Origin of the sequence: Microlunatus capsulatus (assembly GCF_017876495.1) — a bacterium.
Taxonomy (GTDB): Bacteria; Actinomycetota; Actinomycetes; order Propionibacteriales; family Propionibacteriaceae; genus Microlunatus; species Microlunatus capsulatus.
Genome location: NZ_JAGIOB010000001.1, coordinates 2,308,917 through 2,330,397, shown reverse-complemented (window position 1 = coordinate 2,330,397; position 21,481 = coordinate 2,308,917). Strand labels below are relative to the sequence as shown.

Below are 21,481 nucleotides of genomic sequence, written 5' to 3'. Positions count from 1 at the left end.
CGCCCGGGCGCCCGCGCCCCGCCGTCCCCCGCTCCCGAAAGGACCTCCCATGACCGACGTGGTCGTCCCCTCCACCGAGGTGACCCGACGGACCATCCGCCGCTCCGACTGGGTGGCCGAGAACGCCGCCTTCATCGACTGCCGCACCCCCGGCTCGGACCGCAAGTCCAACTACGCCTTCATCGGCCCGGGCGTCTCCCAGAACGCCAAGCAGTTCATCAACCTCAGCGAGCCGCACGGCTACAACGTGGGCGCCGCGGGGATGCCGAACGGCGTCAACAACAACCTGCACCTGCACTTCACCGCGGAGGTGTTCATCAACTTCGGCGGCACCTTCCGCGTCCGCTGGGGCGTCGACGGGAAGCAGGGCGAGTACGTCAGCCACGACGGCGACATCATCTCGGTGCCCAGCTGGATCTTCCGCGGCTTCACCAACGAGGGCCCCGACGAGGGCCTGCTGCTGACGGTGCTGGGCCAGGACGTCACCGGCGGCATCATCTGGGGCCCGTCGGTGCTCAAGGAGGCCGAGTCCTACGGCCTGCACCTGACCGCGGACAACCGGCTGATCGACACTGTCGCGGGCGACGAGCTGCCCTCCGACGTGCCGCTCATCAAGCCGATGAAGCAGGAGTACATCGACGACCTCACGACCTACAGCGTCGAGGAGATGCGCGAGCGGGTCACCCAGGCGGGCGACCGCCGCTACAGCGCGCGCGCGACGCTAGGCCACGCCCTGCCCGGCGGGGCCGGCGAGCTGGCCCTGGTCATCGGCTACGGCATGAGCGAGGACCGCCGCCAAGTGCCCCGGCTGCACGAGCCGCACAGCTTCAACATGGCCTGGCTGCGCGCGACGCCGGGCGAGGGCCTGCTCCGGCACCGGCACGACGCCACCCAGACGCTGCTGGTGAAGTCCGGCCGCTGGCAGGTGACCCTGAACGCCGGGGCCGAGGAGGAGACCGTCGTCCTCGAGCCGCAGGACATGCTCTCCGTGCTGCCCGGCAGCTGGCGCCGCTTCGAGCTGCTCGAGGCGGGGCCGGACGCCGCCACCGACGGGACGGGCGAGCTGCTCGTCGTCAACGCCGGCGACGCCCGGGTGCGCCTGGAGTGGGCGCCCGACGTCGTCGAGGCCGCCTTCGACGCCGGCTGGATGCTCGACCCCAACGGCTACCTCGCCCCGGTCGCGGTCATGGTCACCGCGACCGAGGACGACTGAGCCGGACCGGACGCCCCGGATGGCCGTCGTCGCCGCCTGCCAGGTCCCCGTCGACATCGACGACCCGGCGAAGACCCGCCGGATCGTCGCCGAGGCGGTGGCCGAGGCGGCGGCGCGGGGCGCCGAGCTGGTGGTGCTGCCCGAGCTGACGGTCTGCGGCTCGATCTGGCGCGACGTCGCCGAGTCGAGCGCCCGGGCCGAGCCGGTGACGGGGCCGTCGGTCGAGCTCTTCCGGGCCCTGTCGCGCGAGCACGGCGTGGTGGTCGTCGGCGGCTTCTGCGAGGTGTCGGGGCTGGACAAGCCCTACAACAGCGCGGTGGTCGTCGACGGCGGCGAGGTGCTGGCCGTCTACCGCAAGACCCACCTGTGGGACACCGAGAAGCTGCACTTCACCCCCGGTGACGCGCTGCCGCCGGTGGTGCCCACCCGGGTCGGGGCGATCGCGCCGCTGATCTGCTACGACCTCGCCTTCCCCGAGGTGGTGCTCGACGTGGCCCGGCGGGGCGCGCAGGTGGTGGCCTCGCCGGCCAACTGGCCCGACTCCGACGACCCCAACACCCGGCCGCCCGAGGTGGGCAAGGCGATGGCGATGGCCTCGACCTACCACCTCGTCGTCGTCGTCGCCGACCGCGTCGGACCCGAGCGCGGCGTCCGGTGGGTCGGCGGCAGCGTCATCTGCGACGTCGACGGCTTCCGGGCCGCCGGTCCCGCCTTCGGCGCGACGACGGTGCTGACGGCCGAGCTGGACCTGGGGGCGGCGCTCGACAAGCAGATCAGCACCCGCAACCACGTCTTCGCCGACCGGCGGACCGACCTCTACTGACCGACCCCTGCTGACCGACCCCTGTTGACCGACCCCTGCTGACGGGCGATGAGTTCGGGGACCGGGCCGGGTCCCTGTCCCGACCGCACCGACCCCAGGAGGCACCCGTGTCGTTCCAGGCCTACCTCGACGCGCTCGAGGACAAGACCGGCCAGACCCCCCAGCAGCTGCTCGACGTCGCCCGCGCTCGCGGGTTCGGGCCGCAGACCAAGGCCGCCGAGGTCGTCGCCTGGCTGAAGGACGACTTCGGGGTCGGCCGCGGGCACGCCATGGCGTTCGTGCACGTGCTCAGGAACGGCCCCACGATCAGCGCGGAGCACGTGGGCAGCACCGGCGCGCACCGCGACGCGTCGACGACCCTGCGGCTGGACGGCCGGGCGCAGCGCTGAGAACGGGAAAACCAGGTGTCCTCGCCGCCCGGGCGGGGCTAGCGTCGCCGACCGTGGTCATGATCTGGCAGGTCGCGCGTGTCCGGGGCCCACGGCAGGCCCGTCCGGCGCTGGGGGTGGCACCGGCTGCACGCTGACCGGGCCGCGCAGCTCGTCGAGGTGGCGCAGATCCGCCCCGAGGACCTCGTCCTCGACCTCGGGGCCGGCGACGGCGCCCTGACCGAGCCGCTCCGGCGCGCGGGGGCGCGGGTGCTGGCCGTCGAGCTGCACCCCGTCCGCGCCGCCCGGCTGCGCGAGGGCTTCGCCGACGCCCGCGGCCGCGGCCCCGGCACGGTGACCGTCGTCGAGGCCGACCTGGAGGACTTCCGCTGGCCCGACCGCCCGTTCCGGGTGGTGGCCAACCCGCCGTGGACGCTGGGGGTCCCGCTGCTCCGCGCGCTCACCGGCCCGCGCAGCAGCCTGCTCTCCGCGCACCTGGTGCTGCCGCGGGGACTGGTGCAGCAGGCGGCGGGCTCCCGGCGGCGCGGCCTCGGGCACCGGTACGCGGCGGACGCGCTGGACCGGCTGCCGCCGCAGGCGTTCAGCCCGCCCCCGCCGGGTCCGGGCGGGGTCCTCGCCGTCCGCCGGGCAGGATGGCGGCCATGACCACACCGCACGCCGGGCCGGCGGACGCCACCCCGGACCCGCCGCCCCGACCGACGACCACCGTCGCGGCCTGCCAGCTGCGGGTCGACATCGACGACCCCGAGGGCACCCGCGCCCGCGTCGTCGCCGCGGTGGACGACGCGGTGGCCCGCGGGGCGCAGCTGGTCGTGCTGCCGGAGCTGGTGACGTCGGGCTACGTGTTCGCCGACCTCGACGAGGCCCGGGCCCGTGCCGAGGCCGTCGACGGCCCGACCGTCACCCTGCTGGCCGGGCTCTCGGCCCGGCACGGCGTCGTCCTGGTGGCCGGGTTCTGCGAGCGCGGGGACGGCGAGCGCCCCTACAACAGCGTCGCCGTGCTGGACGGCGGCCGGCTGCTGGCCGTCTACCGCAAGACGCACCTGTGGGGGACGGAGAAGACGGTGTTCGCCCCCGGCGACGCGCTGGCCCCTGTGGTGGAGACCAGCGTCGGCGTCGTGGCGGCGATGATCTGCTACGACCTGGAGTTCCCCGAGATGGTGCGCGACGTCGCCCTGCGCGGGGCGCAGATCGTCGTCGCGCCGTCGAACTGGCCGAGCAACGCGCCACCCGCCGGGGAGCGGGCGCCGGAGGTGGTGAAGGCGCAGGCCAGCGCTGCCGTGAACCGGGTCTTCGTCGTGGTCACCGACCGGGTCGGCGCCGAGCGGGGCGTCGAGTGGATCGGCGGCAGCGTGATCTGCGACGTCGAGGGCTACCCCGTCGCCGGGCCCGCGCAGGGCGAGGAGACGACGCTGCTCGCCGAGCTCGACCTCGGCCGCGCCCTGGTCAAGGACGTCGGGCCGTACAACCACGCGTTCACCGACCGGCGGCCCGACCTGTACTGAGGTCCCTCGCGCCGCGGTCGTCAGCGCAGGGGCAGCTCGGCGCCGCGCTCGGACTCCGGGCGCGGGCCGAAGATCCGGCGCTCGTCCTCGCTGATGGCCACGTCGTCGATGCCGCCCGATCACGGCGCGGCGCGGCGTGGTCTGGGCCGAGCCGGCTGACGAGGCCACGTTCTGCACGGGCTCACCGGGGCGCCCCAGGGTCTGCGTGCGCTTACTCGACGCCGACGCGGACGAGTGTTGCTGGACACCGTGCAGGCTGCTCGGGCGCCTTCCTGATAGGGCCGCCGCCGGCCTCGTTCCAAATCAGCGCCGGATGGGCTGCCCGGTCGTCCCAACCGGAAGCCGTACGCCAAGCTGTCCGCAAACCTCCGAGGTTTCGTCTAACCTACACGAAGTCCTGATTGGTTGATTTGGAGGAGTACGGGTGAGCGACAAGGAACACCCAGGCGGCCAGGACGGCGGCAGCCCTGTTGCCGCTCCCTGGACTCCGACAGCAACGCCCCTGTCCGTCCAGGACGAGCCCCATCGCACGTCGATGACGGCGTTGCTGGTCGGAGTAATTGCGTTGACGCTCGTCGTGGGGGCTGTGGCGGTCGCGGTCCTTAACCAACAGCAGGCCAAGCTCGGCGCATTGCAACCTACAACCCCCATCGCCACCCCCACGACGGCCTCTACCGGTGTGCCCTCTACCAGCACAGCGCCGCGAACCACCTCTCCTCCGGCTAAAGCGACGATCACCCCTGCGGAGCGAAGGAGACGCGAGCAGCGAGCAGCGCGTGAGGAGCTCGAGCAGCTGGCGGACGAGGGGATCTCACTGATTGATCTCAATGGCGAAGACGCCGCCATGATTGCTTCGAAGTGGGAGGGGATCCGGGATCCGTTACAAACGACCAGCAGGGGCGACCACCTCTTCCATTACACCGATATCCTGGAAGAGCATCGCCGGCTAGCGGATGAGGACAACCTCGGCGCAACCGTGATCCTAATCAGGAGTACAGATTACGGAAAACGGGCGACGTCACCGGAGGGGCAGCATCTTTACGTGACTATCGCGCTCAACGACTTCACCAGCTCGGAGGAGGTTGCTTCGTGGTGCGAGGGGCGATTTGCGGACTTGGATGAGGAACGTCGGAAGAACACTTGCGTCCCCACGCGACTGACCGAGTAAGTGCCCGAGGCAGGCGTAGTCTCGACGGCCACACTCGCTTATGCAGCATCAACACCCTGATCAACCGCTTTGATTTGAACGACCCCCTGCGCTCCTAAGAGCCGGTGTTGGGATAGCAAACCCTCTTTCCTGCCCCGAAGGTTGTACCCGGAGAATCTTTCGCGATCGCTCATAAGACAACTCCTTGTCCTCCAATCGAGACGACGTCCCAAGCCGCAAATACCAGACGTGCAGCAAGATCAGTCGTGAGCGGGGCGATCTCGGGCGTCCGCTCTCGTCAGGAGGAGTGACGCTCCGCGGTGAAGGAGGTCGCTGAGACCAAGGTTGAGAATCGCTCTCGCGCCTGGACTGAAGCCGTTAGTCTCCTCGAGAGCACCCGGAGATCGTCCGTAAGGATCCGGACGGTTTTCTTATCGGTTCCCCCCCCCAGGCGCCTTGAAGGATTTTCTTTGCGCTATCCACGTCGAGGATAAAGAATTAGAATCGGTCCTCTTTTCTCGATGGGAACTGTCAGTCTGGCGTCCCCTTATCGCTGCCTACGTCGGTCTGATCCGAGGAGAGTGAAGAGCCTGACTGAGGCATGTTTCGCCTCGGTTCTTCCCCCGAACTCGACCTGGCGAACAAGGTTGCCCCCTGAGGGTGGTCGCGAGCGCGCGAGCTGGCAGATGGACGTTCAAACGCTTGTCAGCCGAACTGGAGGTTCTCGCCCGGATCCGGGACGCGGTTGCGCTGACAGCAACAACATCGTTCGTCACCAGTCCAATCACTCTACGGATGGTGCAGATCCATCGGTCGCTGGCGCAGCGGTCGGGCGAAGTCAAGCAAGCGAACCCGTCCGTGCCTGATCAAACAGAGCCGGCCAGGTTAAAGGGGAGTCAGGTGGCGTCCATCATCCAATGGCTCAATAGGATCTCGCCGGGGGATCTTACCGTCCGTCTCCCGAGTGCCGACGAGGTTCAATCAGTTCAAGCACTGATCCCGGGGAGAGCAGGATGGCGCCGGGTCTGGATCGACGCTGGGGAGCAGGGTCCAAATGTTCTTGATCTTTCAAGCATCGATCTCTCCTCGTCACTACTGGCGGCCGAGGTGCTCAAGGGGGCCACGAAGTCGGCGAACGAAGATGATCATCGGTTGTTCCTAGCTGCATTGAGTAGAGGTACGTCCACCGAAGCTGAGCTGCAGGATCGGCGACAGATTGTTTCGAATCTGGCCACCCTCAAGTGGCGCACCTCCGCCCGACCAGTCGAAGATGCCTTTCCGAATAGTGAATGCCCAGCCCAGCCCGCCTGCTGGGACGTTGAGTCAACGCTTGACAGGCTTCGGCTTGCCGAACGCGAGTTCACGAAGGGCGCGGCTGCTCAGGCCTACCTGCGTGGGGCGCAGGTCAATCTCGCCGCCGCTTGGCGGGACAGAGACAGTTGGGGTGTCGAGCGACGGTCCCTAGATATGACCAGGACTATGTTCGGGCTTGCCCTACACGAAATCGTGGTGCATTGGTCCCCGAGGAATCACCAGTCCGGTGCCCTGGTTGCGGGCGCTGTGCTCGGTGGACTGTCGGCCACGTGGCCCCTTGGGTCTGCTTCCGTTGGTGTGCAGCCTCCCGCCACCTACATGGTGGTGGAGTCGCGTCCCATCGAAGGAGACGCTCTTGCGCTAGTCCGCGATCCCGGGGGTCTTCTCGGATGAAGGGCAGCATCTGCACCACTCGTTGAGGATCATGCTGGAGCTACGGTCCTCGGAGCGACCTCGACGCAGGTGATGCTCTCGGGGCCGTCCAGGGAGCCGCGGGCCTGAGCGGGGGCACGCGACCCTGGTGATGACGGTCGATCGTTCGTACCAGCCGGCCACGTACATGTGCCCTCGATCCTGCCGAACGGCACGAATGGCAGGCACGTCAGCCAAACTTGTCATGCATCTGTTCACTAGGCTGCAGTGATGCCCGCCGCACCAGTGGTCCGGCAGATCGATCGGAGGATATCTCTCATGACTGACCCCACAGGACGGCCAGTCCTAATCAGCGCTGAAGATGACGATCAGTCTTCGGGTGTGCGCTCGAATGAGCCGGCTTCGGGCGCTGGTGACCCTTCGCTGCCCGAGGAGGCCATCCCGCTGCCCGACGTGACTCGGCCACCGACGGCCGAAGATCCGAGGTTGAGGTTGGCCGACGAGTCACTGTCGGCCGGCAGCCATGCGGGCGGCGCTGATCCGGAGGGTAGGCAGAACGAGCAGGTGTCGCCGTCTCTGGCTGACGATCTGGCCGCCATCCGAGCCGAATTAGTCGCGCTGCGGAGCGAGACCCAGCACGTGAATGCAATTCTCGACCGCCTACACGCTGAAAACGAACAGTTGCGGCGAGGGGAAGCCGATCGCCAGCTGCAGCCGATCTTTCGCGATCTCATCAAGCTCGCCGATGACTGGCAGAGCATGGGCAAGTCCTGGTCTGGGCGAGAGTCGGCGACGCCCGACGATGTCGTGTCGAAGTGTCTCGGCATGGCCGAGGACGCCGCCCTGATCCTGGAACGGCATGGTGTCGACCTCGATGAGCCCGAGCCCGGGGACGTCTTCGACCGGCGGCGACACCGGGCCCTCGCCAGCGTCTCCACCGAGGACCCGTCGGTGGCGGGCAGGGTCAAGGAGGTCAGGCGACCGGGGTACGTCCTCGGGGGAAAGGTTCTCAGATTCGCCGAGGTCGTCGTCTTCAGGTCGTGATCACCGGTTCCTCTCTCAGGGTCCAAGCTGGGTGCTACTCCATTGAATGTAGAAGTTGATCCCCAAGATGACTCCTCCGAGGACGACCGCGAAGGCGATCACCAGAACTGCTCCGGTGAAGTGTCGAGCTCGGATAATTTGATTCGGTATCTTCAGCATCAGCGAAACGCACCTCGGTTCAAGATCCACTGGATTGGGTCGGCGGGATCGTCGTTCACTGCACGATGTGGCTCACGGCCGGCGAATGCGGCATCGGCGTGGCTGACAACAAAAAACGATACAGTGGAGAAGTTGCTGAGGAGCGACGCCACCAGATCAGGACGCACGCCTACCTCCGCAATCCATCGGCGGACAGCCTCGTCCCGCTGGGATCGCTCGTTGCTGCTGCTGTTGGTCGTGAGTTCACTGTAGGGGTGCCGTATCCCGGCCGGGCCGAAGGCGTCCGCTTTGGTGATGACGACCGCGACCTTGACCGAGAGCTTGCCAGCAGAACGTCGCGGATTCACTTCCCGCAGGTTCTCGGTGAGTCGTTCGAGGACTTTCTTCGGATCCGAGGGCGAGGATCGGACGTGAACGCGGAAGTCGGCCGAGATTGACCTACGCGGACCAGGGAGCGAGAACGGGTCGATACACAGCACGATTCCCTCGGTGAGATGAAAGAAGTCCGCCTCAGACAGCCGTCCTTCCGCGTCGTAGATCTCGCCGGCAGTGTCGTAGAGGTACATCAGGCGCCTCTTTGCTCCTCGTCCCAAGTAGACGTTGTAGGCGTTGGGACGGTCCTCGGTGGTCTTCCGCATGAGCTCAGGACTAGCGACGCTCGCCTGCGTCCGCGCGAAGGTGGCCGCGAATCTTGGGTCTGCCCAGAAATCACTCTCGGAGTTTTCTCCGTCGACGCCGTCGTAAAGCCGCTTCACGGCGGCGAACATGAAGACCGACTTCCCGGCTTGCGGGCCACCCGCCACTGGCACGTGCAGGGTCGGAGCGCTCATTCCCCGAAGGGGAAGGACATAACTGCACTGAGGGCATTGGCTCGCGAGGTTGAGCTTGCCGAGCAGCAGCAACGTGGGAAGGGAGCGGCCGCATCGGCACACGCGGAAGAGCACCCCATAACGGCCTGGCGTCAAACCTGAATGAGCCGCGTCGCAGCCGTGTTCGCCGCTGCAACGGTAGATTGGACGAGCCACGCGCTGCCGGCAGCCGGGGCACTCTAACGTGATACCTCGGATCGACAGTGTCACAAGCTCGACTATCTTCAACGCGAGGCCGAGGAGGAGCCCGAACAGGACAAGGGTGCCGATCAGAGTGGCAGCTACGGCAGCAACGACGAACAAGACGACGGCGCCGAGTGCGCCACCTACCACGAGGCCGACAATGGTTCCGATCGCCGGCAGGACGGCGAACACCATCCACGCCGTCGAGTCATACTGAGTGACCAGCGCCCAGCTACCCGAGATCCACGTACTGATACGAGTGCTGACCGCCTTTCCACTCGCTCGGACAACGTTACCGAACTCGTGCACAACCGGGCCTTGATAGTAGGACCTGTATGCTGGTACGCCGTTGGGCTCGGGCAGGATCTGAAGGTTGTCCAGTGGGGCCCGTCCGCCGAAGCCTCGGACACTTGAACTGGCAAACTCCGCCACGGCGAGAACGAATCCGAAGGCCGAAGCGATAGCGACGGCGAACCAGGCCAGGAATAGACCAGCGGAGAGCAAAGCAGCGTAGAACGCAAAAATGAAGAAGAAGGCGATGATGTAGCCCACCGGTCAGTCACGCTTCTCTCGCGGGGGCATGAGCCGGCCGAGCAGGCCCTTCGATTCATGCTTGCTCCGCCACCTCCCCCACCAGAGTTGCCAGCCCTCGGGCATCCCCGGGTTAGCCCGCACGGTGGACGTATTCGGCAGAAGCTCGCCCAGGCGGTCGAGGTCGCGGCGCCTCACCCGCCGCAACGCCTTCGGGAGGGCCTGGTCGAGGAGATGAGCTCGGAGCCGACGTGCGTCTCGCTCGTCAGCGTCACTCCCGACTGCTGACGGGCTTCCGATGCTGCGCCAGGCAATCACGATTGAGGCCGCAGATGCCGCTGAGGCCCTGAGCCCATCCTCAGCAAGGCCTGTGTATACGCCCACGAAGCCCATCATGTCGTCATCAAAAGGGAGGAGGAGCCGCTCGAGGGCGTCCCGCTGGGAATTCCAGGGCAGCGAAACCAGCCAGGTTGCGATGGAGCGCTCCAACAGAGCGACGAGGGCTGGTGGTAGGGATCGGGCCAGCTGGAGGCCGCGGACTGCGTAGCCGGTGGCCTCTTCCGCGTCTCGGCGTGGAGCGGTGAAGTACTCGATCAAAGTCACCGCATCAACCTTGCGTTGATCATCCTTGCTCAAGAGGTGGCGAAAGATGCGCTGCCTCAGCAGCTCCACGAGCTGGAAGTGATCGGCACCCAGGGCGCCACCGGCTGCAGCGTCGTCAGTCAGGCGCTCGATCAGCTGCTCGATCACATGAGTCCGTTGCAAGGTCTCGACCGGAGTGGTCCGCAAGAGCCTGTGAGCCTGGGTGAGCGTGGGTGGGCTGTCAGGCCAGAGCAGGCCAGCGAGCTCCTGCCACTCCTCGCCGGTCCGCAGGCTCCGGGAGTCGGCAGCACCGAGTGCGTCGACCGGATCCAGGTCGCCCTCGGACGCCAGCACCGTAGAGGCGAGGATTCGCAGCCGGTGGTGCTGCTCCGACTGCTGCAGGCAGAAAGAGGCTGCGTTCCGGTCCAGCATCGTCCGCCCTTCGGAGAGCGTGACTGGTTCGAGGCGGCGGGCCAGCTCGGCAACGACCACGGCGGCCAAAGACTCACGGCCTCGTTGACCCAGCCAGCGGAGCAGAGTGGTGGTCGGGTGGGCGAGTAGCGCCGGGACGAGAACTGCGTCGGCTAGGTGGTGGTTGGCTGTGTCGTCCAGCTTGGGCAGCCAGGTGTCGTGCGTCCCAGCCCCGCTGACAACAGCGTCCACGGCCACCCGGAGGTAGTCGTTGGTCAGCGACGCAGGGACCGACACCCCTTTCTCGGTGGCTGATCGCAGGACCGCGCTCCAACGGCTCACCTCGGTGATTCCGCCGGAGTTCTCGGTGATCTTGGCGACGGCATGCCAGTTCGACAAGAAGAGCGAGCTCGCACGTCTCTGAGCGAACTCGAGCCCGGACAGCGTATCCATCTCTGACCAGTCCTTCGGGGGGGTCAGGTCCAGGAAGAGCACAGCGGCCTGCGCGAACTCGTCGAGCTCGGACACCATCAGGGGCGGCGTCAGGGACGAGCTGGCCACGACGAGTTCCTCAATCAGGCCCTCCCGCCACGACTGAGCAGCGAGCCGGGCGAACGCGAGAGGAGCAGCGTCTCTGGCCGCCGCACCGCCGGCGACGTCGACGAGGCGGAAGTCACCGTAGGCCGGGACGGAGACGTCGGGCGTCGTGCAGACGATCAGTCCCTGGTGAGACTCGGGTCGCGCCGTATAGGTCGTGAAACTGACGGCGGCAGCGATCGACGCCGGCAACGACCGAGTCACCGTCGAGATCCAGAGTGCGGCCGTCGTGGAGTCGCTGACGATCATGATGACTCGGCCCTTGCCCTGGGCGAAGACGTCCAGCACCGCCTGGATGACGCTGGCGACAAGTTCGGGTTGCTGCGGCTGGAGGAACCGCATCGTCGATCCCAGGTCTGCCTGCATTCCTGGAACCAGGTCCCCGGGATTGACGGAGGCCAGCACGCCGGTCCGCTCTGAACTCTGCGCCCAGGCTGGTGACTCCCACAGGTCGATGGGCAACAGCTGGGCTGGAGCGGCGCTGTCGAACGTCAGCGCCTGGGCGAAGTAGTTTCCCCATCGTCCGGTGTGGTCCCGGCCGACGTAGGTGGATCGGAAGACGACGGACCCTCCGGGAACCCTGGTGTAGCCGAACGCGCGAGGGAACTGCGTCAGCTCAGAAGCAGTCGGCGCACTGGGCCGCCCGGGTGAAGGTTCGTAGATGCTGTCTCGAATCGCGGCGGTGCGAAGCTCGTCACGGATCCCAGGAGACATGGCCCGGACCTGGAATCCGCCGATCCCGTCCAGACCGTCGTCGCACGACGTGTACTCGAGCCGACCAATCATCGCTTGCCTCTCCTGCTCTTGACCGAGCCGAACTTGGCGAGCAGCCAGAGCATCGGGTCCTCGACCCGATAAGGGTGCACGCCCGATGCGGCGATCTTGGCCTCGTCCTGTGGCGGCGCGCCGAGCGACGTCAGGCCGAAGTAGCGATAGGTGGCGAAGTTGGCCGCCAACGAGTTGTCGAAGGCGGGGCCGAACCATTCGTCGAGCCAGCCCCGCACCTCTTCGTGCACATCGCGGCCGTCGTCGTCGTCGTAGTAGCCGTCGTGTCGGGCCGTCCGGCGCAAGGGGGAATCTGCTTCGAAACTGTCCCGCAGCAGGTCGATCTTGGTCAGGGCGACCGCAAGAGGCACGGCATGTTTACGGTTTCCGTGCGTTGCCGACTCTCGGAGCAGCTCCGACAGGCGTTCGATCATGACCTGCTGGTCGAGCATCTTGGTGGCCTGCGCGCTCCGCGACATGGTGTTGCCGAATCGGCGGCGGACGGCCGGCATCGCCATGGGGTCGATGAGCAGGAGGATTCCCCCGGCCGTGTCGAGATAGCGGACGAGTGGATCCATCGCGTCGGCGGTGATCATGTTCTCGCCGGACGCGTCGTAGAAGACACTCAACGCGCTGTGTACCTTCGTCCCGCCGAGCACCGCCCTGCCGGCGGGGAACTTCAAGGTGAAGATCAAGGGTTCGATCTTGCTGTCGCCCACCAGCGCGGGTGTCTTGCGAACGGTCTCGCCGAGGTCGAAGAGCGGCGTCGCGAACCGCTCGTCGTAGTTCTTGCGTGACTCGTCGCCCAGAAGGTCGACGGCCATCCCGTTGAAGGCCGTGGCCACCCGTCCGCGGAGCTCATGCAGGAGGACGCCGATGTACGTCGTCTTTCCCGAGGCGGCCGAGCCGATCACGGCTACGTTGCTGCCCTGGTTCTCCAGGTACTCACGCAGCAGCACCTTCTTGCACTCCGGGCAGAAGCGCCGCTGCACCGGGCGTCTCCCGTGCGGGCAGTTTCCCTTCGCCGCGTCCCGGTCGTGAAAGAAGGTCTGGTCCTTCGCCGGGCAACTGGCGCTGCATCGTCGCAGCAGGTCCGCGTCCTTGAAGGTGTGCCAGCAGTAGGGGCAGTTCGTCGTCCTTGCCATCGTGCTCCTAGTCGACGATCAGCTGGTCGGGGCGCTCGGGGCGCAGGATGATCGACGGATCTGTCGCGAAGAGACGCAGGTGGGCGGGCCGGCCGACGGATTTGGGCACCACAAAAATCTGGCGCGTCTCGGATTCGCCGCCGTCGATCTCGAGGAGGATCTCGCCCTGGAGCGCGGTGCGCGGCCTGACCCGGGCGTTGGCTACCAGCTGCATCCGGGGGAGCGGCGGCCCTTCCGGTGAACCGACGGCGAGCACCAGCTTTCGGGAGAGCAGTCCGGTGTGGCCGACCCGGTAGGCGATCTCGGTGTGTCGCGTGACTGACGTGACCGTCAACGGACCGAAGCTCGTCTCACCACGCAGGCTCGAGGTCGTGCACACCCCGAAGTAGTTCACGCCCGCGTCGGCGTCAAGTCGGACGCCCAGCGCGTCGTAGGTCGCCCGGGAGATGCGGTACGACTTCGCCAGCTGATCATCGGCTCCCGTTGGCCGAGAGCCGAGCCGGTGCAGCATGGCAACCTCCGTGGCCTCCGGCGGCCACTCCCAGGTGAGCTGCACGTTTCCGCCCCGCAGCTCCGCCTCGAGGTTCCGCACCGGCCGAAGGTGTCGGTCGATCACCTGGCTGGGCCCGATGGCGGCGAGGTCACCGAGCACGGTGACCGCCAGAAGATGAAGGCTCCCGCCGTTGCCGCTCGGCCGGGACCGCAGGCCTGTCCTGGTTCTCAGCGTCACCCCGCTCAGCGCGGCTCCGATCTGACTGAGAGCGGCGGTCGGCACCACGCGCGCTTCCGGGATGCTCCGATTGCCGATCTCTCTGATCTCCACCTCGCCGAGCTCCGGCGAGGACCACTCGACGACGACGTCCTCGCCCTCCATGCTGACGTCCAGACGACTGACCGCTGTGGGTACCTGTTGCGTCCGGCCCCTGACGGTCAGCCCGCTGCTGTGCACGACCGAGCCGTCCGGGAGGCGGTAGGACGCTCGTACCAGGTAGTCGTACACCTGGCCGGCCCGCACGGCTATATCGACGAAGCCATCCAGTCTCGCATCCGCAATCCGCGTCGTGCCGGTATCTGATCGTCGGATGACCTCGACGTCGATCGCTTGCGGGGGAGTATTCCAGCGCGCCCGGATGGAGTCGGACGACGGGATCAGCTGCAGGCCCGACACCTCGGGCACGATGAGGACGGGTCCCGCGTGCGCGGGGACGGAGCCCGCGGCGCCCTCGCGTAGGGCAAAGACGGCATAGTGCAGGTGCTGGGCTGCCGGTGGGTGCTCGTCGACGACGGCGAGGGTCGTGATGTCAGCCGCGATCGTGACCCCATCCGCCGGGCCGGTCGGGCGGCGCCCCGCAGACCGGACGACGGCGTAGCTGATCCGACCAGCTCGCGAGGACGTGGGCTGCCAAGCCAGGGTGACCACAGTTCCGCCGTCAGCCGTCGCCGTCACCGATCTTGGTGGCGCAGGAAGGCACCTGCTAAGACCGGCATCAATCCGGGGATCCACCAGCTCCGAGCGAACCTGCAGGTACAGCTCGGCGGCGCGCTCGACCTGACTGTCCTCAAGTTCCGACGCTTCGTCGATTCGTTCGTCGAGCCTCTGGACGGTATCGCGCAGCTCCTTCAGCATCTTCTCTTCATCAGGTGTGCGCTTGTCGGCAGAGCCGAGTACCGAGAGAGCACGTCGGAGGTTGTGCGCCGCCCGTGCTTCCCGGTACTCGACCCGCCACGCCGTACCCACTCCTGTAGCGGAGAACCGCCGGCGGCACCACACGGCATAGGCGATCTCGTCGACCCCGCCCTCGATCCCAAGCTGCTTGAGCCGGGGAAGAGCGCTCTCGGTGGCGGCCCGGAGAACCGGGAACCGATACGCGGCCTGGGCCCCAAGACCTTGGATCACCTCGTACCTGAGGGCGTCGACCAGAGCCGTGGACCGGACATAACTGCGCAGGATCTCGAGCAGGCTCGCTTCCGCAGTGCTCGCGGCGTCACGCCGCTTCCGTACCTCACCGAGGCGGCTGTTGATGGCTCCCTCGTCGGTGGCGACTCCCTTGAGCGGCGTCGTCTTCTGCACATAGTCCCACAAGCTGGCCTGACCGAGCTGGGAGAGAGACGTGACGACCTGAGGCCACTGCCGGGGCGTTACCGGGTCGGCGATCTCCTGGGGCTCTCGTTCCGCAGCCCCGATGGCTTTGAGAGACTCCCGGATCTCGGCCCGCGTGTGGTTCCCGCCAGATTCCGCCGCCATCGCGGTCACTGCAGCCGGGGGCAGGCCCGGACCGCCGGCGACCCGGTCGGCCAGCGTCGCCTCCAACTGCTCTGCTGTCGCGCGGACCGCCTCCGCGTGCTGACGTCGCGCCTGGTCGTTACCCAGAATCTCGCGCGCCCGGGCGTGGCCGGCCTTCAGCCGGCCGACCGGACCGGCGAACCCGCGTTGCAGTCGCTGCGTCCCCAGGCCGTTCAGCACAGTCGTCATCGCAGCCTCGATCGTTGCTGCGTCACTGACCAAGGGGGCGAGCTGGTAGACACGGAAGAGGTTGCTGGTCGGGTCCCAGCCCGCCTTGATCGACGTGAGGACCTCTTCGACGAACCGTGCCTCGTCGAAAGTGGGCATGACGGGCTCTCAGTGATCAGGCGGACGGTGGTCAGCGCTGAATGTACGGGAGCGGGGCATCGAGCACCTCCTGCGGAGTCGCCCCGCTGATCTTGGCCTCGATCTTCAGCTCTCGACCTCCCGAGTTGGCGGTTGCTCGCAAGATGCCGTCGTCGCCGAGGTTGTAGTTCACCTGGATCGGCTGGTTCGCCGGCTTGCCGGAGGGTAGCCCGGCGAGGTCCCCGTCCACCAGCAGGACGTGTTCGGTCAGCACGTCGCTGAGGATGTCGGTGGTCGACTCGTAGATCTCGATGTGGACCTCAGTCTGGTTCGCCATCACCGTGTGGAACGTATCCGACGGACTCGTCGGGAGCTCGTCGTTCGGGTGAATCAGCCACTCGATGTGGCCGACCTTGTCGTGCTGGTCCTTGACGACCTTGATCCCGTAACCCTTCGAGGTCACGTTGATGATCTCCAGGTCTTCGCCGCCGGGCAGCAGCCTGCTCCGGCTGGGATCGGCGCCGACCTCGTTGTCGTCGAGCTCGGCTACCTCGCGCGCGGCGAAGAGGGCGGCCCCTTTCGCCACGATCTGATCAGGATCGGTCAGCCGCGGCTCAGGCAGTTCCTTGAAGTCCGCGGCGAGGCGCTGGGCGATCACGGGGAACCGTGACATGCCGCCGACGAGCAACAGGTCGTCGATGTGGTCGACTCCCTTGGCGGCCGCCGCGTCCAGGACCTGTCGGGTGAAGTCCACGGTGCGGGCCACGAGATCGTCCGTCCGCTCGAGGACGGCGCTGCGGGTGAGTTCGATCTTGGCCCGCTCACCGTGGGCAATCACGGTGACCGTTGCGCTTTCCTTGCGGCTGAGGCTCTTCTTGACGTCTTCAGCCATGACCTCGAGCGGGCTGCCGGAGTCGAGGTCGGCGCGCGGATCGTCCTTGTCCGGGTACTGCGCGACGAACTCCTCAGCGAGCATGTCCGCGATGCGCTCGTCCCAGTCGGCACCACCGAGCGAGTGATCACCGCCGGTGGCGATGACCCGGATCGAGTTCTCCGACACCTTGATCACCGTCACGTCGAAGGTTCCGCCGCCCAGGTCGTAGACCAGCACCGTGCGATCGGTCCCCGCATTGGTCACGCCATAGGCGATGGCCGCCGCGGTGGGTTCGTTGATGATGTTGACGACGTTCAAGCCGGCAATCTTTCCGGCGTCGCGAGTGGCGCTGCGCTCGGCAGCGCCGAAGTAGGCGGGAACCGTGATCACGACGTCGGCGATCTCACCCTGCGCGGGCTTGTCGAGGCCGAGTTCGGTCAGCGCGTCCTCGACGACAAACCGCAAGATGATCGCCGAGACCGCCTGCGGATACAGGACCTGGTCGCCGACGGTGACGGTGTAGCCGTCCTCGCCCATGTGCCGCTTGATCAAGGAGACGACTCTGTCGGCGTTGGTCTCGGTTTCCTTCTTAGCCAGCTCGCCGACGACGACGTTGCCCGAGTCCTCGAAGAAAACGACCGACGGCGTGGTGAAGTCGCCGTCGCTGTTCGGCAGGACCGTCACCCGGCCGGTGTCGTCCAGCTGCGCTACGCAGGAATAGGTCGTGCCCAGATCGATTCCGAGGACGGGCTTCTCACTCATGGAGCCTCCGAAAGTTCTTGGTCGTCAGAGTTTGGGACGGGCGGGGGACCAGGATGGGCACTGATCAACGTCGCGATCCTACTCATCGGGCGGCCTCTGGTGACCCGCCGGACCACTCTCGTCCCTCAGGAAGTCCAACGACATCGACCGGGCGCGACTGGGTGGGCTGGCCGGCGGCGAGGAGTCGGCCGCTTCCGGCGGCTCGGGCTTCGTCCTGGTCGGTACGGGGGGAGCAACATCAGCCAGTTTCAGCGGGGCCGCCCTCCCGACGGACCGCTTTCGAGGCTCCTTGGACGCCGCAGGAGTGAGTGGCGCCACCGTCGGCGGTCCGTTGCGTCGGCGGTTGAGCACCATCCCGGCGATCAGCAGGGCGACGAGTCCCACGGCCGCGCCGATCAAGGTCTTGGCCAAGGGAAACGCCGTGGGCTCGGGTGTGGGCAGCGCCGAGATCGGCACTCCGCAGCTCCTGGCCGCGACGCCGTAGAGCTCGCGACGCAGCCGGTCGAGATCGGTGGCGAAGTAGTCCTCGCCGGGGCGATTGCCGGAGATGGCGGCCAGGTTCTGGGTGCCGCCGGGCCCGAGGGCGATGCCTACCGGCACCACGCGGGTTCCTGCGCGCTTGAGACCGTTGGCGACCTTCTGGGCGGCCAGGAGTGCGGCGTCACCGCCGTCCTCGTCCCCCTGGACGGGATTCCCGTAGGCATTGGGTAGCCCATCGGTCAGGACCACGACGATCTGGGGCTTGGCTGCTGCCGCCAGAGCCAGCCCGGCCTCCCAGTTCGTCCCCCCTTGCCCCGAGGCGTTGGAGAAGGTGTCGAGGTTATCGATCGACCTCTTGACGCGCCGGCGCCCGCTGGGATCCGAGACATCGGTCAACGGCTCGACCACCTGAGCCTCGGTGCCGAAGGCCACGATCATGACCTGGGACGGGCGGTCGCGGAGCGCGTCGACCATATCCTCCGAAGCCTGACGGACCTTGTCGAAGCTTCCTTCCAGCGATGCCGACTGATCGACCACCAGAGCGACCGTCACGGGGCATCGTCCGGGCCAGTCGGGCTCGGCCTCGATGACGGGCGCGGCGACGGCCGGGATCAGCGACGTCGCCATCAGCACGCCGAGGACGATCGGCGCCATCGCGGCTCGCGCCGGGCCGGCCCGCAGCAGGGTCACCATGGGGGTAATCCTCGTGGTTCGGTCTCATCGGAGACGGGGACGTGAGAAGGTTTCGGAGTCTAGGCCTCCTTGCCGATGTCGCGTCGTGCTTTGGCAGAGTCGATACTTCCCTCAGTGCTAACAAGATCAGGCGGGGCGTTCCATGAGCGGAGACTTCAGGCTGCCACCGATCCGCAGGCCGGGGAAGGAGTCACGCCCGCCCCCTCAGCCCACCCCCGTGCAGGGGGAGGGCGAACGGGCCTGGTCCGGCGATCGTGACGACGCTTCAAGGAAGGGTCCGGAGGTCGACCGTCCTACCGCAGAGCGCAGGCCCGCTGAGCGACGCCCCTCGACCCGGCGGTCCGGCGGGGGAACGACGGCATCAGGGTCGACGGCCGAACGGCCCGGTCGACCGACGGCGGAGAGGACCACGACCGCGCGTCCCGACGAGCGCGACGTCGACCGTTCGCGATCTGCTCGCGATGACCGACGGCCCCGCACCGATCGGCGTCCTGCTGAGAACCGGCGTCCTGCCGACCGCAACTCGAGTGCCCGCGAGCCGGACAACGACCCTGACGCACCCGCGCAGCCTGCCCGGGCTACCAGCTCCAGCCGCTTCGTGGGCAGGGTCAGCGCAGATCCGCGTCCGACGGAGCGGCCCCGGCCCTCGTCGGCTCCCGTGCTCGTCGCTCTGGTGATCGTGGCGGTCTGTGTGCTGTTGCCGACCGTGTTGCAGTACCTCGCAGTCAGCGTCGTCATCCTGATCGTTGTCGCCGTGATCACCCGCAAGCTGAGACTCGGGTGGGGTATCAGCGGGATCACGTCCTGGCAGGGACGTCGCGAGAAGCCCAGACTGCTGATCACCAAGTTCCGCGTGGACGTGCCGCGTCCTGACGATCCCACCCGGGCGGCGCGTTCCTTCTCGTGCAGTCTCATCACCAGGCAGGTCGACGGCGCCGTCCAGATCTCGAAGGGTGACGAGGTGGCGGTCATCGGCTCGGGGAAGGGCGAGATCTCGGTACGTTCAGTCAGAGTGCTATCGACGGGATATGTGGCCAAGCGTGCGGGTCATGCCTTTCCCGCCATGACCGCAGGAATGACCCTGGGACTGTTGGCTGTGGCCGGGCTCGCGCTGTGGTGGAACCGGGATCAGCTGACTCGTGCGATGCTCAGCCAACAACTGATGGCGGTCGAGCAGAGCATCGTCCACCTCGCCGGCCTCGCTATCACCATCGCTGTCATCTGGCTCGTGGTCAAACGGCTGTTCCGCCGATTCTGAGTCATGGCGTCGCCTTCATGCCTGGTCGTCCACGTTGGCCTCGGGTAGTGCCGCGCCCGGGAACCATAGGTCCCACAAGGAGCGTAGCCAGCCGTCGAGTGCCTCCTGATCCTCGAACCAGGCCGAGGTGATCTCGTAGTAGTCGTCTGGATCGAGTTGGTGGTCGACGACAGCCCGTCCAAACTCCTGCTTCACCCAGCGCTCGAAAGCTGGGTCGGGGAAGTCACGAAGCTCCTGCGCGAGACCAACAGGATCGACGTCGACATTGCACCAACGCGCCAGGAACTTCCGTAGCCGCGGTGAGATAGACGAGTTCACTTCTTCCCCTTCTTCCGTGGATCATCCTCCTGGGGGAAGTGGGACTGCAGATACCATTTTCCTTCCCGCGAAAGTCTCCAGTAGGTCCGTATCGTGCTGTCGTCGGAGAACGACGTGGGCCCAGACCCTTCGCCGGCCACGGTGTAGCCCTTGACATGGTCTCGCCATGTCTCGCCGAGCACGTCTGATGCCTTGCTCGTGTTCTCGATCTGGTCGTTGTCGCGAAGGTAGGCGCGAATCTCTTCGGGATTGCGCTGCTGCGCGAGGAGCACTCGGTACCCGCTTTCGACGATTCGCCTCTGGGCCTGAGTGCTCTCTGACTGCCAGGCGACTGCCTCGGCGGCCACGAACGCCTCGGCCGAGGTGAACTTGGTGATGCTCCGTGGCGCTGCTGTGACACCTGGCTCGGCGATCCTCGGCACCCCCATGCGGGCGCGCGATTCCATCTCTGACTCGCTCACGTCGAGATGTTTCTTGCTGCCGTGGCCCATTCGGTTCGCTTCGTTTCCTCGAATCCATTCGAGGTGAGCGCGGACGGCCGGGTTTCCTTCGCTCAGCCTGCGCACATCAGGTGGATCTCCCAGTTCGAGGGCGATCTGGCGTCTATGACGATCGACCTGAGCATGCATCGTGAGCCCCCGCGGCTCGAACCCGCGCTCCGCGTTCTCGAGAGGCGTCTCAGAGCGCTCTTGGTGAGCATGGATTCGTTCACCTGGTGGCACGGAGTCACCTCTGCTTGGCAGCCGAAGAAGGACGATGGCCCGAGTGACCTCGAACTCAGTGTCAGTCCGGTGGGCGTCAGGTGACGCTCGATGCCGATCATCACACTCTCCGGTGACCGTTTCAGCGCCGACATGCCGGGCGGCGAGCAGGAGAGGGGGTAGCTGGAGGCGGCGGCGTTGGCTACTCGCTTCGATCCGAAATGCCCTCAGCCAATCCATAGGCTCGAGGACGCGAGCCCTGCTGGCTCTGCAGGCAACCGGATCGACCTCTGTCATGAGGGTCGCTGCAGCTGCCTGCCCAGGTTCCCCTGGTGCCTGGCGGCAAGGTGCCAGAGTGCTGCTGCCGATGGTGCCCTGTGGAAGTAGGTGCGCGTGTGTCGGTCTCTGTCGAAGGGCTACTGCCTGGACCGCAGGAGAGAAGAGCGCGCTCGCTCGCCCGCTGACTCAGGGCTCTGGCTGGAAGCATCACGAGGAAGGGTCGGGCGCTTGGGAAGCGACTGGCGCGGGTTCCTCGCTTGTCCCAACTCGAGTGCCGATAGACTCCAGGTGACAAGGAATCGAGGACAAGTGCGACCGCAGGGAGGTGAGTGCAAACTCGCCTGCCCGTGCCCATACACGAAGCTGGCTCACCCCTTCCTTCGAGTCGCGGGATGCGGAATCTGCTCAGGTAGGAGCAGCAGCGGGTCGTCTGCCGGGTTCAGGTCGTCTCGCGGCTATCGAAGGCGGCGATAGGAA

At 66.9% G+C, this 21,481-nt stretch carries 16 protein-coding genes; 8 read left to right on the top strand and 8 right to left on the bottom strand.

Annotation, left to right across the window (positions count from 1 at the left end; translation table 11 throughout):
• Window positions 1–49 precede the first annotated feature (49 nt).
• From JOF54_RS10695 to grpE, 7 genes are all read left to right on the top strand, one after another.
• On the top strand, window positions 50–1,213 hold the full coding sequence (locus tag JOF54_RS10695; RefSeq protein WP_210055486.1) for a cupin domain-containing protein: 1,164 nt from the start codon (window positions 50–52) through the stop codon (window positions 1,211–1,213).
• A gap of 19 nt (window positions 1,214–1,232) precedes the next feature.
• Complete coding sequence (locus tag JOF54_RS10690) at window positions 1,233–2,036, top strand: nitrilase-related carbon-nitrogen hydrolase (RefSeq protein ID WP_210055484.1); 804 nt, start codon at window positions 1,233–1,235, stop codon at window positions 2,034–2,036.
• A 107-nt stretch (window positions 2,037–2,143) separates the two neighbouring features.
• Complete coding sequence (locus JOF54_RS10685) at window positions 2,144–2,425, top strand: DUF4287 domain-containing protein (protein ID WP_210055482.1); 282 nt, start codon at window positions 2,144–2,146, stop codon at window positions 2,423–2,425.
• A gap of 78 nt (window positions 2,426–2,503) precedes the next feature.
• Window positions 2,504–3,070, top strand: a complete 567-nt coding sequence (locus JOF54_RS10680; RefSeq protein ID WP_210055480.1) for an rRNA adenine N-6-methyltransferase family protein — start codon at window positions 2,504–2,506, stop codon at window positions 3,068–3,070.
• Window positions 3,067–3,930, top strand: coding sequence for a nitrilase-related carbon-nitrogen hydrolase (locus JOF54_RS10675; RefSeq protein WP_210055477.1), 864 nt, complete (start codon window positions 3,067–3,069; stop codon window positions 3,928–3,930). The genes JOF54_RS10680 and JOF54_RS10675 overlap by 4 nt, the downstream gene beginning before the upstream one ends.
• Window positions 3,931–4,354: 424 nt before the next feature.
• Entirely contained in the window at window positions 4,355–5,098 is a 744-nt protein-coding gene (locus JOF54_RS10670; RefSeq protein ID WP_210055475.1) for a hypothetical protein, read from the top strand.
• 2,046 nt (window positions 5,099–7,144) lie between these two features.
• On the top strand, window positions 7,145–7,807 hold the full coding sequence (grpE, locus tag JOF54_RS10665; RefSeq protein ID WP_210055473.1) for a nucleotide exchange factor GrpE: 663 nt from the start codon (window positions 7,145–7,147) through the stop codon (window positions 7,805–7,807).
• A gap of 158 nt (window positions 7,808–7,965) precedes the next feature.
• Here grpE and JOF54_RS21925 read toward each other — a convergent pair whose 3' ends face one another.
• The 6 genes from JOF54_RS21925 to JOF54_RS10635 all read right to left on the bottom strand — a co-directional run bounded on the left by JOF54_RS21925 (window position 7,966) and on the right by JOF54_RS10635 (window position 18,448).
• A complete protein-coding gene (locus JOF54_RS21925) occupies window positions 7,966–9,570 on the bottom strand; it encodes a TRAFAC clade GTPase domain-containing protein (protein WP_210055471.1) in 1,605 nt (534 codons plus the stop codon).
• A 3-nt stretch (window positions 9,571–9,573) separates the two neighbouring features.
• The gene (locus tag JOF54_RS10655; RefSeq protein WP_210055469.1) at window positions 9,574–11,925 is read right to left on the bottom strand and encodes a GAP1-N2 domain-containing protein; all 2,352 of its coding nucleotides are present in this window, start codon (window positions 11,923–11,925) and stop codon (window positions 9,574–9,576) included.
• Window positions 11,922–13,049, bottom strand: a complete 1,128-nt coding sequence (locus tag JOF54_RS10650; protein ID WP_210055467.1) for a TRAFAC clade GTPase domain-containing protein — start codon at window positions 13,047–13,049, stop codon at window positions 11,922–11,924. Before JOF54_RS10650 ends, JOF54_RS10655 begins: the two co-directional genes overlap by 4 nt.
• A gap of 7 nt (window positions 13,050–13,056) precedes the next feature.
• A complete protein-coding gene (locus tag JOF54_RS10645) occupies window positions 13,057–15,660 on the bottom strand; it encodes a SaeA-related protein (RefSeq protein WP_210055464.1) in 2,604 nt (867 codons plus the stop codon).
• A gap of 31 nt (window positions 15,661–15,691) precedes the next feature.
• Window positions 15,692–17,275: an Hsp70 family protein gene (locus JOF54_RS10640; protein WP_210055462.1), complete on the bottom strand. Its 1,584-nt coding sequence runs from the start codon at window positions 17,273–17,275 to the stop codon at window positions 15,692–15,694.
• Between the two features lie 78 nt (window positions 17,276–17,353).
• Window positions 17,354–18,448 carry a vWA domain-containing protein gene (locus JOF54_RS10635; protein WP_210055459.1) on the bottom strand — a complete coding sequence of 365 codons (1,095 nt, stop codon included), beginning with the start codon at window positions 18,446–18,448 and terminating at the stop codon, window positions 17,354–17,356.
• A 658-nt stretch (window positions 18,449–19,106) separates the two neighbouring features.
• On the opposite strand from JOF54_RS10635, the gene JOF54_RS10630 reads away from it, so the two are divergent.
• Window positions 19,107–19,706: a hypothetical protein gene (locus JOF54_RS10630; RefSeq protein ID WP_210055458.1), complete on the top strand. Its 600-nt coding sequence runs from the start codon at window positions 19,107–19,109 to the stop codon at window positions 19,704–19,706.
• Window positions 19,707–19,721: 15 nt separating this feature from the next.
• On the opposite strand, the gene JOF54_RS10625 is transcribed toward JOF54_RS10630, so the two are convergent.
• On the bottom strand, window positions 19,722–20,024 hold the full coding sequence (locus JOF54_RS10625) for a hypothetical protein (RefSeq protein WP_210055456.1): 303 nt from the start codon (window positions 20,022–20,024) through the stop codon (window positions 19,722–19,724).
• Window positions 20,021–20,653 (bottom strand): hypothetical protein, encoded by a 633-nt coding sequence (locus JOF54_RS10620; RefSeq protein ID WP_210055454.1) that lies wholly within the window; start codon window positions 20,651–20,653, stop codon window positions 20,021–20,023. Before JOF54_RS10620 ends, JOF54_RS10625 begins: the two co-directional genes overlap by 4 nt.
• Between the last annotated feature and the right edge of the window lie 828 nt (window positions 20,654–21,481).

What these genes read in the sequence shown, in the direction of transcription:
- JOF54_RS10645 (WP_210055464.1), bottom strand. Translation starts at nt 15,660, where the DNA reads ATGCCCACTTTCGACGAGGCACGGTTCGTCGAAGAGGTCCTCACGTCG.
- JOF54_RS10650 (WP_210055467.1), bottom strand. Translation starts at nt 13,049, where the DNA reads ATGGCAAGGACGACGAACTGCCCCTACTGCTGGCACACCTTCAAGGAC.
- JOF54_RS10655 (WP_210055469.1), bottom strand. Translation starts at nt 11,925, where the DNA reads ATGATTGGTCGGCTCGAGTACACGTCGTGCGACGACGGTCTGGACGGG.
- JOF54_RS10635 (WP_210055459.1), bottom strand. Translation starts at nt 18,448, where the DNA reads ATGGTGACCCTGCTGCGGGCCGGCCCGGCGCGAGCCGCGATGGCGCCG.
- JOF54_RS10695 (WP_210055486.1), top strand. Translation starts at nt 50, where the DNA reads ATGACCGACGTGGTCGTCCCCTCCACCGAGGTGACCCGACGGACCATC.
- JOF54_RS10690 (WP_210055484.1), top strand. Translation starts at nt 1,233, where the DNA reads ATGGCCGTCGTCGCCGCCTGCCAGGTCCCCGTCGACATCGACGACCCG.
- JOF54_RS10640 (WP_210055462.1), bottom strand. Translation starts at nt 17,275, where the DNA reads ATGAGTGAGAAGCCCGTCCTCGGAATCGATCTGGGCACGACCTATTCC.
- JOF54_RS10620 (WP_210055454.1), bottom strand. Translation starts at nt 20,653, where the DNA reads ATGCATGCTCAGGTCGATCGTCATAGACGCCAGATCGCCCTCGAACTG.
- JOF54_RS10675 (WP_210055477.1), top strand. Translation starts at nt 3,067, where the DNA reads ATGACCACACCGCACGCCGGGCCGGCGGACGCCACCCCGGACCCGCCG.